At 37.4% G+C, this 14,079-nt stretch carries 9 protein-coding genes; 5 read left to right on the forward strand and 4 right to left on the reverse strand.

The features are described 5' to 3' along the window. Positions 1-4 precede the first annotated feature (4 nt). Positions 5-2,164 (reverse strand): HYR domain-containing protein, encoded by a 2,160-nt coding sequence (locus tag AB3G34_RS09325; RefSeq protein ID WP_369752253.1) that lies wholly within the window; start codon positions 2,162-2,164, stop codon positions 5-7. Here AB3G34_RS09325 and AB3G34_RS09330 point away from each other — a divergent pair. From AB3G34_RS09330 to AB3G34_RS09340, 3 genes are all read left to right on the forward strand, one after another. Next, complete coding sequence (locus tag AB3G34_RS09330; protein WP_369752254.1) at positions 2,094-5,738, forward strand: hypothetical protein; 3,645 nt, start codon at positions 2,094-2,096, stop codon at positions 5,736-5,738. The two genes, AB3G34_RS09325 and AB3G34_RS09330, sit on opposite strands and share 71 nt — an antisense overlap. Positions 5,739-5,993: 255 nt before the next feature. Then, positions 5,994-6,221 carry a hypothetical protein gene (locus AB3G34_RS09335; RefSeq protein WP_369752255.1) on the forward strand — a complete coding sequence of 76 codons (228 nt, stop codon included), beginning with the start codon at positions 5,994-5,996 and terminating at the stop codon, positions 6,219-6,221. Between the two features lie 117 nt (positions 6,222-6,338). Continuing rightward, complete coding sequence (locus AB3G34_RS09340) at positions 6,339-6,554, forward strand: hypothetical protein (protein WP_369752256.1); 216 nt, start codon at positions 6,339-6,341, stop codon at positions 6,552-6,554. 1,034 nt (positions 6,555-7,588) lie between these two features. Here the strand turns inward: AB3G34_RS09340 and AB3G34_RS09345 are convergent. Together AB3G34_RS09345 and AB3G34_RS09350 are read right to left on the reverse strand one after the other, a co-directional pair. Next, positions 7,589-8,632 carry a sensor histidine kinase gene (locus tag AB3G34_RS09345; RefSeq protein WP_367771125.1) on the reverse strand — a complete coding sequence of 348 codons (1,044 nt, stop codon included), beginning with the start codon at positions 8,630-8,632 and terminating at the stop codon, positions 7,589-7,591. Between the two features lie 145 nt (positions 8,633-8,777). Continuing rightward, positions 8,778-10,625 carry a CocE/NonD family hydrolase gene (locus tag AB3G34_RS09350; RefSeq protein ID WP_369752257.1) on the reverse strand — a complete coding sequence of 616 codons (1,848 nt, stop codon included), beginning with the start codon at positions 10,623-10,625 and terminating at the stop codon, positions 8,778-8,780. 228 nt (positions 10,626-10,853) lie between these two features. Here AB3G34_RS09350 and AB3G34_RS09355 point away from each other — a divergent pair, with 228 nt between their 5' ends. Together AB3G34_RS09355 and AB3G34_RS09360 are read left to right on the forward strand one after the other, a co-directional pair. Further along, on the forward strand, positions 10,854-12,383 hold the full coding sequence (locus tag AB3G34_RS09355; protein WP_369752258.1) for a carboxypeptidase-like regulatory domain-containing protein: 1,530 nt from the start codon (positions 10,854-10,856) through the stop codon (positions 12,381-12,383). A gap of 95 nt (positions 12,384-12,478) precedes the next feature. After that, positions 12,479-13,012, forward strand: coding sequence for a MepB family protein (locus tag AB3G34_RS09360; RefSeq protein WP_369752260.1), 534 nt, complete (start codon positions 12,479-12,481; stop codon positions 13,010-13,012). 27 nt (positions 13,013-13,039) lie between these two features. On the opposite strand, the gene AB3G34_RS09365 is transcribed toward AB3G34_RS09360, so the two are convergent. Beyond that, positions 13,040-13,834 (reverse strand): polysaccharide deacetylase family protein, encoded by a 795-nt coding sequence (locus AB3G34_RS09365; RefSeq protein ID WP_369752261.1) that lies wholly within the window; start codon positions 13,832-13,834, stop codon positions 13,040-13,042. Between the last annotated feature and the right edge of the window lie 245 nt (positions 13,835-14,079).

The following is a 14,079-nucleotide window of genomic DNA, read 5'->3' on the forward strand; positions in this document are numbered from 1 at the left end:
TATTTTATTTTTTAATAACATTAATTGCTTTTTGGTTGCTTCCTTGTCTAATTAACAATAGATATTCTCCAGAAGGCAATTCTTCTCCTAATAAAATATTTTGTGCATTTGGTTTTTCTATTTTTTTAATCATTCTTGCAAGCATGTCGTAAACAAACACTTCTACTTTTTCATCACTACTACCCTGAACTGCTATAGTAAATTGATGGTTAGATGGATTAGGGTATGCTTTTACATCAAATTCAGCTAAATCAATTATTTCTTGTTTCCCTATTACAACTGGTTTAGTAAGTGTCGCTGGATTTACACAATTTGATGAACATTTACCTAAGAAATCTCCGTGGGCTAAATGAGCTGCAACTGCCGAATCATCAACACAAATTTCAGTGCAAGGATTTTTAGCATTCCCTGTTTGATGACAAATTTTGACCTTTGCATTACCACTTTTACCGGCAAAACAACGAGCATCTTCTGCAACAACATGAGCCGCTTGCCCATAAGGAATAGTGTAAGAACATCCAATTGCATCTGTTACAGTGGCAACGAATTTAGCATTTGCCAAAAGTGTTACAGTAACAGAATAACTACCATTAATTGGAACTGAAGTTAAAGTAGAAGAGGCAGTTACAGTATTCGTAGCGCAAGTTATTCCAGTTGACGAATTTGCGTTTGCACTACTCCATACCTCGTTACCAGTAGTTGTTATAAAACCACAAATCAATTTTCCATCTACACGTACTGCAGCAGGATCTACTGGAGCAGTTGTATCAGTTAACATTGTGATTTTAACTGTATACGGTGCAGTTCCTCCTGATGGACTAGCAGTAATTGTCGCAGTTTGATCACCTGGAGCTCCAAAATAAACGTATTTTTTAGTTGGAGTAATAGTTGCACTCAAAGTACTAGCAACTGTTACTGTGAAACTGCAAGGCGCTGATACATTACCTGCTCCATCATAAGCAATAGCTGTTACGGTAGTTACGCCGGAATTGAATACTACAGCATTAAGGCTTGTATATACAGCTGAACTTCCAGAAAGTGTGTATTTAATTGAAGCGACTGCACAATTATCTGCAGCTACGGCATCCCAGCCAGTTCCTGAATGTTTATAAGTACAACCCTCAAAATTGGTAGAAACTCCCGTTTTATTACTTGGGCAAATTGTAATTGTAGGAACTTGATTGTCTGTTACAGTTACTGTCTGATTAACCGTTAAAGCAGGATTTCCATTGATATCATTTACATTCCAGATAATTGTGGTAACTCCTACAGGGTAGATTGCATTCAATCCTAAGTTATCGCTACGAACTCCAGATGGTGTACCAACTCCGCAATTGTCGCTAGCTGTTGCACTCACTGTAACTGTTGCACCGCAAATATTCGCATCACTATTTACGTTTTTATTTTCATTGGTACTAATCACTGGCTTAGTGTTGTCTATAACTGTTACAGTAAAAGTACAAGTACTTGTATTGCTTGCACAATCCGTAAAGGTGTAAGTAACTGTTGTCGTTCCCACAATAAATGTATCACCTGGGTTATGAGATGAACTCACATTGGCAACTTCACCACAGCTAGTAATCGCCGTTGGCGCTGTCCATGTAGCTATCTGATTACAAGTAGTTTTACCAACACCTGTATTTACAATTATGTTGGCTGGACAGTTACTGATATTTGGTACGCCAATACGTGCTAGGGTAATCGTTCTACTTACTTGTGCTAATGCTCTATCACAATTATCAGTTGCAGTCCATGTTTCGGTTATTATACCATCGCAAGCAGGAGCTGATGTAAATGTTGATGCATTGGATGAGCCACTAATCAAACAACCACCACTCAATCCATTGCTAAATAACCTAGTTGAAGGAGCTGGCAATTGGCTAATACAAGAAATCGAAATATTAGCTGGAGCTGTAATCGTAGGTAAGTCTGCTGGACTTATTGTTATTGTTCTTGATACCGATGCTACTGTTCTACCACAGGCATCTGTCGCTGTCCAAGTCTCTGTTACAGCTCCACCACAGGCGTCCGGTGTTGCACTGAACGTTGATGGATTTGATGTGCCACTAATTAAACAACCACCACTCAATCCATTGCTGAAGCTAATCGTACTTGCTGACGGTAATGCACCGCAGGCTACTGTGATGGCGGCTGGAGCCGTCATCGTAGGTAAGTCTGCTGGACTTACTATTATTGTTCTTGATACCGATGCTACTGTTCTGCCACAGGCATCTGTCGCTGTCCAAGTCTCTGTTACAGCTCCACCACAGGCGTCCGGTGTTGCACTGAACGTTGATGGATTTGATGTGCCACTAATTAAACAACCACCACTCAATCCATTGCTGAAGCTAATTGTACTTGCTGACGGTAATGCACCGCAAGCAACTGTTGTATTAGCTGGAGCTGTCATTGTAGGTAAGTCTGCTGGACTTATTGTTATTGTTCTTGATACCGATGCTACTGTTCTGCCACAGGCATCTGTCGCTGTCCAGGTTTCTGTTACAGCCCCACCACAGGCGTCCGGTGTTGCACTGAACGTTGATGGATTTGATGTGCCACTAATTAAACAACCACCACTCAATCCATTGCTGAAGCTAATTGTACTTGCTGACGGTAATGCACCGCAAGCAACTGTTGTATTAGTTGGAGCTGTCATTCTAGGTAAGTCTGCTGGACTTATTGTTATTGTTCTTGATACCGATGCTACTGTTCTGCCACAGGAATCTATTGCTGTCCAGGTTTCTGTTACAGCTCCACCACAGGCGTCCGGTGTTGCACTGAACGTTGATGGATTTGATGTGCCACTAATTAAACAACCACCACTCAATCCATTGCTGAAGCTAATTGTACTTGCTGACGGTAATGCACCGCAAGCAACTGTTGTATTAGCTGGAGCTGTCATTGTAGGTAAGTCTGCTGGACTTATTGTTATTGTTCTTGATACCGATGCTACTGTTCTGCCACAGGCATCTGTTGCTGTCCAAGTCTCTGTTACAGCTCCACCACAGGCGTCCGGTGTTGCACTGAACGTTGATGGATTTGATGTGCCACTGATTAAACAACCACCACTCAATCCATTGCTGAAGCTAATTGTACTTGCTGACGGTAATGCACCGCAGGCTACTGTGATGGTGGCTGGTGCAGTCATCGTAGGTAAGTCTGCTGGACTTATTGTTATTGTTCTTGATACCGATGCTACTGTTCTGCCACAGGCATCTGTCGCTGTCCATGTTTCTGTTACAGCCCCACCACAAGCGTCCGGTGTTGCACTGAACGTTGATGGATTTGATGTGCCACTAATTAAACAACCACCACTCAATCCATTGCTGAAGCTAATTGTACTTGCTGACGGTAATGCACCGCAAGCAACTGTTGTATTAGCTGGAGCTGTCATTGTAGGTAAGTCTGCTGGACTTATTGTTATTGTTCTTGATACCGATGCTACTGTTCTGCCACAGGCATCTGTCGCTGTCCAGGTTTCTGTTACAGCCCCACCACAGGCGTCCGGTGTTGCACTGAACGTTGATGGATTTGATGTGCCACTAATTAAACAACCACCACTCAATCCATTGCTGAAGCTAATTGTACTTGCTGACGGTAATGCACCGCAAGCAACTGTTGTATTAGCTGGAGCTGTCATTCTAGGTAAGTCTGCTGGACTTATTGTTATTGTTCTTGATACCGATGCTACTGTTCTGCCACAGGCATCTGTCGCTGTCCAGGTTTCTATTACAGCTCCACCACAGGCGTCCGGTGTTGCACTGAACGTTGATGGATTTGATGTGCCACTAATTAAACAACCACCACTCAATCCATTGCTGAAGCTAATCGTACTTGCTGACGGTAATGCACCGCAAGCAACTGTTGTATTAGCTGGAGCTGTCATTCTAGGTAAGTCTGCTGGACTTATTGTTATTGTTCTTGATACCGATGCTACTGTTCTGCCACAGGCATCTGTCGCTGTCCAGGTTTCTATTACAGCTCCACCACAGGCGTCCGGTGTTGCACTGAACGTTGATGGATTTGATGTGCCACTAATTAAACAACCACCACTCAATCCATTGCTGAAGCTAATCGTACTTGCTGACGGTAATGCACCGCAAGCAACTGTTGTATTAGCTGGAGCTGTCATTGTAGGTAAGTCTGCTGGACTTATTGTTATTGTTCTTGATACCGATGCTACTGTTCTGCCACAGGAATCTATTGCTGTCCAGGTTTCTGTTACAGCTCCACCACAGGCGTCCGGTGTTGCACTGAACGTTGATGGATTTGATGTGCCACTAATTAAACAACCACCACTCAATCCATTGCTGAAGCTAATTGTACTTGCTGACGGTAATGCACCGCAAGCAACTGTTGTATTAGCTGGAGCTGTCATTGTAGGTAAGTCTGCTGGACTTATTGTTATTGTTCTTGATACCGATGCTACTGTTCTGCCACAGGCATCTGTCGCTGTCCAGGTTTCTGTTACAGCTCCACCACAGGCGTCCGGTGTTGCACTGAACGTTGATGGATTTGATGTGCCACTGATTAAACCACCACCACTCAATCCATTGCTGAAGCTAATTGTACTTGCTGACGGTAATGCACCGCAAGCAACTGTTGTATTAGCTGGAGCTGTCATTGTAGGTAAGTCTGCTGGACTTATTGTTATTGTTCTTGATACCGATGCTACTGTTCTGCCACAGGCATCTGTTGCTGTCCAGGTTTCTGTTACAGCTCCACCACAGGCGTCCGGTGTTGCACTGAACGTTGATGGATTTGATGTGCCACTAATTAAACAACCACCACTCAATCCATTGCTGAAGCTAATCGTACTTGCTGACGGTAATGCACCGCAAGCAACTGTTGTATTAGCTGGAGCTGTCATTGTAGGTAAGTCTGCTGGACTTATTGTTATTGTTCTTGATACCGATGCTACTGTTCTGCCACAGGAATCTATTGCTGTCCAGGTTTCTGTTACAGCTCCACCACAGGCGTCCGGTGTTGCACTGAACGTTGATGGATTTGATGTGCCACTAATTAAACAACCACCACTCAATCCATTGCTGAAGCTAATTGTACTTGCTGACGGTAATGCACCGCAAGCAACTGTTGTATTAGCTGGAGCTGTCATTGTAGGTAAGTCTGCTGGACTTATTGTTATTGTTCTTGATACCGATGCTACTGTTCTGCCACAGGCATCTGTCGCTGTCCAGGTTTCTGTTACAGCTCCACCACAGGCGTCCGGTGTTGCACTGAACGTTGATGGATTTGATGTGCCACTGATTAAACAACCACCACTCAATCCATTGCTGAAGCTAATTGTACTTGCTGACGGTAATGCACCGCAAGCAACTGTTGTATTAGCTGGAGCTGTCATTGTAGGTAAGTCTGCTGGACTTATTGTTATTGTTCTTGATACCGATGCTACTGTTCTGCCACAGGCATCTGTTGCTGTCCAGGTTTCTGTTACAGCTCCACCACAGGCGTCCGGTGTTGCACTGAACGTTGATGGATTTGATGTGCCACTAATTAAACAACCACCACTCAATCCATTGCTGAAGCTAATCGTACTTGCTGACGGTAATGCACCGCAGGCTACTGTAATTGGTCCCGGTGCGGTCATTGTTGGTAAAGTGGCAGGATTAACGGTTATCGTTCTTTTTTTCGTAATCGTCCTGTTTTGCACATCTGTAAATGACCATGTTTCAGTTATTGTTCCACCACAAGCTCCAGCAGGATATTGTACAGTTTGAGTAGAAGTAACAGAACCACTTATAAGGCAATTTCCTGATTCACCATTTGTATAACTTAAACTGCTTAATGCTTGCGGGGTACCACAAGCAATAGTAATATCGACAGGAGAGCTGTTAAAAGTCGCTTGCGTTGGAATATTTACTAAAACCGTATAATTAGTAACTGCACCTACACAACCATTAGCTGTAGGAGTAATAGCATAAGTAACAGCACCCTGTGTAGTTCCAGTAGTAGATATTGTTTGCGAAGGAATAGTGCCAGTTCCATTAGTAGCATATCCTGATACTCCAGCAGTAGCCGTGGCAGTCCAGGCAAAAGTAGTTCCAATCACACTAGAATTTAGAGTAACTAAAGAAGTATTTCCCCCAGAACAAATAGTTTGCGACAATGGTAAATTAGTTACTGTTGGAGTTGGTTTTACAGATACCGTTACTGTAAAGATACTTCCAGTACAAGTACCAGATTTTGGAGTTACACTATAAACCACATTAATCGGTGCATTTGTTGAATTAGTCAATGTACCGCTGATATTTGCTACATCTGTTCCTCCGACAGTTCCAGATATTCCAGATACAATTGGAGCATTCCAACTATAAGTTGTGCCTGACGGTACTGTACCGTTGGTTCCATTTACAGGTATTGCTGTAAAATTATTACTACTACAAATTGCTGCAGCAGTCATATTAGTCACTACTGGTGCAGTACATGAGGGTGCAGTAACGCTTACAGTTGTTTCTTTATCTGAAGAAAATGTTCCACTATTACTTCCTGATCCTTCAATCATTAATCTTATTGTCCAATTTCCAGTAGGATAACCAGCACTTAATATTTTATTTACGACATAAGGTTGAGCTACACCACCTGAAAAATTGGAACTCGAACTCACAGCCCCTGTAGGATCTACAAAGTCAATTCGATAGGTTTTAGAACTAACTAACCCATCCGAACTTGAACTTATTGTTAATGTAGTTAAAGTCCAAGTTGCAGCAATTGAAGACCCATCTGTAAACGTCCACTCTGCATGTAGTAAAGATGTCGCTCCATCCGCAGTCAAAAGTAAAGTGGCTCCAAGAGCATCACCTTGCGCAACTGTGGGTACATACCATGAGGAAGTAAACGAACCTAAACCATCTGCGACAACTGTCCAAGGCTGATGATACTGTGGATCTGTTCCTGCAGGTTCTTCACCTGCATGCTCCACTAATAGTGTAACAGTTTCACCTGCCTGAAATCCAGAACCAGTAATAATAGCTGTTGATCCTGGTGTATAATCAAGCAGATCAGTTGATACTGTCTGTGAATAAACCCCACTAGCAAAAAATAAATTGGTAATTAAAAAAACAAAAATCAAAAATCTGGAATTGCGTAGAAATGTTTTCATATTTATTGAATTTAAATAATAAAATAACGAACAATAAAAACTTAACTGTAGGATGGTGTTGAATCTATAGAAAGGGGGCTTTCTAATTGGTATATCTAAAACGCTCTTAGATAAAAAAGGCTTTTTTAAGGTTAAAAAAAGCGTGGCTCAATTATCTGTATTTCTTTAACTTAAATACTAATTTAAAGTATTTTAAAAATAGAATTACCTTTTTTTTTAATGTTTCCGATTAAAGTGTTAAAAAAAACTATAAACGACACAATAAACTGATTACAAATGAATTAAAAATAGTACAAAACAAAAATAAAACGAATTTATTATGAATTTTTCATGAAAAAATTTACCACAAAACAAAATCCGCAATAAAATTGAATTTTATTACGGATTCTTAAATACACAGACTAAATAGTGTTAAACTTCTAGATTGTAGTTTTAAAGTAACTATTAAATGTGCAAAGATTTAAACTATTAAAAAATAATAGTAAAAGTGGCGCCTTTGTTCTGGCCTTCACTAGTAGCTGTAAGTTGTCCATGATTTTTTTCTATTATATTTCGACACAAATACAACCCAATTCCAGTAGAGCCTTCATTTGAAGTTCCTAACTTGCTCATTTTTGTGAATTTTTTAAATAATTCACCAATTTGATTTTGGTTGAAACCAATTCCTCTATCGGCAATACTAATTATCAATTTTGCATTTTCTGAATAGACCTTTAAATTAACCTCGCTTTTAGAATAAGAAAATTTTATAGCATTATCGATTAAATTCACTAAAACCCGAATTAATAACTCCTCTTCAATTAAAAGTGTGGTTTCTTGAATATCAATTGACACAATTAATTTTATCTTTTTTATGTCTAACAACTGTTTCACTTGGGTTTCAACAGCAGCAATCAGAGGTTTAAAAAGTATCGTTTTTGAATCCGGACTTGTTTTTAAAACGGCATCTTGTTCTTTAAGTAATTTTAAAAAATTCTCAATATACATGAATTGTTGATTGGAAGATTGATAAATCAACTCCGCCAATTCTTTTATTTCTTCAGTAGGATTTGCATCTAATATCAACCTTGCCAATAATTGAGGTTGTCCTGCGAAGTTTTTTAAATCATGAGACAATAAGTAAACTAAGTCTTGCTTTTCAACAATGAATTTTTCGTGTTCCATAATCGTCTCCTGAATATTACGCATTAGAAAACCGGCTTCATCAAAATAAATAATGGGCAATTCTGGCACTTCTCTTTCTTTCTTATAATTTCTCAAAGCTCTTGAAGCCACTTCTATAGGTTTTATTAATTGTTTCAAGATAATTAGTGTAATACCAGAAGCCAATAAAGTCATTAAAAGCGCAAAAAACAAAATGGTATTTGGAGAGATGGAGAAATTTCCATATAAAACGAAAAACAACAATCCTATTAATGGAATATGAATGCCAATAAAAGCAACAAAAAGAAATTTAAAAGCATAACTTCTACTAAGAAAACTAATTTGAGATAATTTTTTATAAAAATACATGAATTTACTTATTTTAAAAAAATACGTAAAAAACCGTTCCTTGGTTTTAAAGTTTACAATAAATTTAAAAATCCCTTTTAGGTGTAAACAAAAAAACCCAATCCTAACTTTAAGGATTGGGTTTCTCATTAAATTCTTGTTTCTATTATTTTAGAACCGAAAATATAATCTTAGAATCATCATACACGCGTTGTGTTTGTTTTTTAAAATCTTCTGGTTTGGCATAAAAGATATTGTCAACATAGGTTTGCGGATTCAAATCAATAAAAGGAAACCAAGTACTTTGAATTTGAATTTGAATTTTGTGTCCTTTCTTGAACGTATGCATTATATCTTGTAATTTGATTTTCACCGCTGTTTTTTCATTAGCTACAAAAGGTTCTGGATGGATAAAGCTATTTCTAAAACGGCCACGCATTACTTCACTTCGCACCATCATATGGTAATTGCTCATTTTTAAATATGGAGCTACCTCAGGTGTTTCCGGTTCATCATTAGGGAACACATCAATTACTTTTACAATCCAATCGGAATCGGTTCCAGATGTGGACACTTGTAATTGTGCCAATATAGCCCCTGCTAGAGTTGTTTTCTCCGTTAATTTTTCTGTTTCAAATACTAAAACATCAGGACGTCTCGCTGCAAAACGCTGATCATCGGTCATGTATTTTCTTGGCGTTATCCCTTTTTGATAGATATCTTCGGTAAAAGGAACTGGTTTTTTTGGATCGCTGATAAATTCTTGAAATCCACCATCATTTTGTGGTACGTTCGACAACTTATTTTGAGTCAAATAATACGTTTCTTTTACTGCATTTTTTGGTGGCCAAATATCATAGGTTTTCCAATCTTTCACCCCTGTGTCAAAAACATAGGCTTCTGGTAATTTGTTTTCGCCCTTCCCATTGTCTTTTAAAAAGTGACGAAAAAAGTTGGCTTCAATATTTTTTTGAAAAAAACCAGAAATACTATCCCCAAATTTTATATTTCCAATCACTGCAGCAGGTGTATTTCTAGCCCAATCGCCATGACTCCACGGCCCCATAACAATCGTATTGTAATTTTTACTGCTTTTTTCGATAGCCTGATACGTATTCAAAGGACCGTACAAATCTTCAGCATCAAACCAACCTCCAACAATCATAACTGCAGGCTTGATGTCTTTTAAATGTTGTAAAATACCTCGTTTTTGCCAAAAATCATCATAGCTACTGTGGTCTTTTAGCTGTTGCCAAAATTCATTGTCTTTCCCATAAAATTTATCTAGGTTAGTCAAGGGACCCTGATCTAGAAAAAACTGATAATCATCTTTGGTTCCCATATCTGGAAATTGATACCAAGCTTTGCTCGTTTTCTCTGATTTTTGAATTCCAAACAAAGGAGTTGCTTTCCAATAGCTCAATAAATAAGCTCCATTGTGATGAAAATCATCAAAAAAGAAATCACTAATACAAGCCTGAGGCGAAACTGCTTTCAAGGCAGGATGGTTACTCAACAACGAATACGTAGAATAAAATCCAGGGTACGAAATTCCCCAAACTCCTACATTTCCATTATTATTGCCCACGTTTTTCACCAGCCAGTCAATCGTATCATAAGTATCTGATGCTTCGTCTACTTGGGTTTTCCCTTTTTTGTTAGGAATATAAGCGCGCATGTTATCATACAAACCGTCACTCATCCAGCGCCCACGCACATCTTGATACACAACAATATAACCTTCCTTCATCATGGTATCACTAGGGCCAATGCTCTTTTTAAACTGTGTTTCTCCATAAGGCGCACAACTGTAAGGCGTGCGCTGCATAATGATTGGGTATTTTTTAGAATGGTCTTTTGGCGTATAAATGGCAGTAAATAAAGTTACACCATCACGCATTTTAATACTTACTTCCTTTTTAGTGTAGTATTCTCCTACTGTACTTGGCGTTAGGTCTTGGGCAAAAACGCCAGTAGTAATTGCGAAAAATGCAATAAATAATAGTTTTTTCATGTAAACAATAGCTAATTATAGAACGGTAAAGATATTTAGAATAATAGTATAATAAAACATCCAATGATAGAATTTTGATATATCATTAAAATTAGGTCTTGTGATTCTAGTTTTTTTAGTGTCAATTTACTAATGATTAAATAAAACCTAAATTCTTTTCTATTTATGCTATCTGTTAGTAACAAAACTAAGGTAACATCGTCTTATTTATAAAGCAACATAACCTATATGAAACCAAACTTCTTTACTACTTTGTTCACGTTGCTTATGATTCAACTAGGATTTGCCCAAAATATAAAAGGAAAAATAATCGATTCTACAACTGGGGAAACCATTCCCTATGCTAACATAAAAGTAAATGAATCTGAAAACTTGGTTTCAAATGCCGAAGGTTTTTTTACACTATCTGAAAACAACAGCAAGGACGAAACCCTACTTACGGTTTCCTATTTGGGTTTTGTCAATAGAGAGTTGACTGTTGAGCAACTAAAAAGGCTTGATTATACCATTAAATTAGATCCAGGCGTTTTTGAACTGAATGATGTGACTGTATCCAATGTAAAACCAAATCCCTATGAAATTATGGCTAATGTTCAAGCAAACTTAGCTCGTAATTATGAAACTGGAGAAACAGGGTCAAAAGAAATGCTTTTTTATAGAAGTTCTAATAATTTTAAACCCTCATTAATTGATGTTGAAATTAATAAATCGACAGGATTTACAAAACAAGCTTTAAACAAAGTCAATACTGACTTAAAGGCTTTTTCTAAACAATTAATTTCACATCCCCCGCAGGAATTCACTGATATCCTATGTAATTATTATTCGGTTAAAACCAAAAAAGGAGACAAGTTCCTTCTCAACTCAAAACTGAATATTCTAAAAGCCACCGTTTTAAAAAACGAAGGCCGTTCGAGTTCAGTAGATGATTTAGAAAAAACAGCCCTGAATATGATGTTACAACACTTAGACTCCACTAAATATTACCGCGCAAAAAGTGGCCTTTTTGGATCAAGAGATACGATTTCGTTACGTAAAGACTTCAATAAAAAGAAAAAAACAGGTGTTGACATAGAAATAAACAGCCAGTTAACGGCCACCAAAGCCAGTTTGAATTCCTTTCTGTCAGATGCAAATTTTCTAAATAGCAAAAAACTGGATTTTATTAAAAAAACAGACTTATATGACTATACCTATGAGGGCGAAACCTACACTAGTGAAAACGAATTCGCTTATGTACTGAGTTTTAAACCTCGAAGAAGTAAAGCGAAATATTTGGGTAAGTTATATATTTCTGAATCAGATTATGCCATCCTGAGAACCGACTATATTTTAGACGAAGGAGAAAAATTGAATAATTTCAACATGAAGTTTCTATTAGGAATTAAGGCTTATGAAAATGTCAGCAAAGGAACGATAACCTACAAGAAAAAAGCGGAAGACGATAGTTATTATATGCAGTATGCCGCTATTGAAAAGGGAAATTACTTTTATTTAAATCGACCTTTGAAATTTATAGAACTAACCAGCAGTGAAAAAGATGTGCTAGCACTTGATATAAAAATTGAAGCAAATACAAGCAATAAAATAGAATTCTTAAATATGTCTCGTACTAAAACATCCCTAGCCACTTTTGAAAAAATTAAGGAAGCCGATTTTAAATTTACAACTATAAAATCATATGACCCTACCATCTGGAAAGACTATAATGCCATCGAACCTTTACAGGAAATGAAACAATTCAAAGCAATGAATTAAATTATTGGTGGTTATTTCATTAAGCAAGCCTTGAATTCCTATCTATTAATTAAAGTGAGTTTAATTAACTCTGAAAAAAACATACTTTTCTACTTATGATTCTTGAAAACACCTCAACAGATACATATCTAAATCATTTAAAAACAATAAAAGAATTATTTTACAATAAATACGGACTTTCTATTACCCAACTTGTTATCAATCCAGAGAGTAAAGAATATGAAGCTTGTTCGTTTTTACTAAATGAAAAAAAAGTAGTCTACCGTCAAGCGAAAATTACTCCTACTAAGGCAGGACAATTTGTAACGGTGTGGAAAAGAAATGCATTGGGTATAACAGCTCCTTTTAATAGTAAAGATGTACTAGATTTTATAATTATAACTGTAAAAACAGCAACTCAATTAGGTCAATTTATTTTCCCGAAAGCAGTATTAGCAACAAAAGGAATTCTAACTCATAATGAGAAAGACGGAAAACGCGGGATAAGAGTTTATGCACCTTGGGACAGTGTGAGCAGCAAACAAGCGATACAAACCCAAGCATGGCAAACTGATTATTTCCTAGCGCTTGATGACAGTAACTCATTTGACATAGTGAGAGCTAAGGCATTATTGGAACTGAAAAAATAGTGATACCCAAGGCGACCCCATTTGGCTTTATTGCTGTGCCTTAATATATTTAGCTACTTCAACCATAGGAGCAACCCAAATATCTTTTTTTCTTTTACTTAGGTATTGCAAGAACTTGCGGTGCTCTTCTAAATCAATATTTAATGCATGTTCCCCTCCAACTCCGTGAAATAGAAAAACAATAAAAGATTGCGCTTTTTCAGCAGCTTCAACTTGTGTGATCATTTGTGCTGCCGTAGTTCCAATCTGGACAAAGGCATTTACATTAGATAAATCAACCTCTTTTGCTGGAAGATAATTAGATTCTACCCCACGAGCAGCCACAAAATCATTTTTTAAATAACTATAGTAAAGTGTATCATGAACAGTAAGATCCCCGCAAGGATACGCAAAAGTACGCTCCTCTTTTCCATCAATCGCTTTGAGTAAAGTATTTGTAGTTCGGACTTCGTTTACGGTTCTCGCTACAGAATACTTGGACAAATCATTTTCTGGAGTAACGAAACCCCTTCCTGGCAAAGTACCATCACAAGGGTGATTTAAAGAATGGTTTCCTAATTCATGCCCCTCTTTGGATGCAGCGCGCCATTCTTCTATTCGATTAGCAACCACAGGTGAAGCACCTATGAGATAAAAGGTTCCTTTAAAATTAAATGAATCGAGCATAGGTATTACCTTGTCCAAATGAATATTTAAAGCGTCATCATAGGTCAATACAACCGCACATTTTTTACCATTCCATTTTCTAATTTCTTTTTGTGCTGTACCTGTAGTAATAGCTAAAAAAAACAATAAAAGTAGTAGCGTCTTTTTTAAATTCATATATGCAATTTTTAATAAAGAATAAGCATTTGAAATCCCTGTATTTATAATTTAATCAATACTTTACGCATTGTTAAATACCTCGTTTTAAATAATTCCCATTAATTTTATTTAGTGTTTTATAAAATAAAATTTGTATTAAAAGGATGTTTCTATCCAATTATAAAATGAAAGAAAGGGATTGTAAAAATAACATTTAATAAACCATTTTAGCAATATGAATTAATTAAAATATCACCTAAAAT

Source organism: Flavobacterium sp. WC2409, assembly GCF_041200085.1.
Lineage (GTDB): Bacteria > Bacteroidota > Bacteroidia > Flavobacteriales > Flavobacteriaceae > Flavobacterium.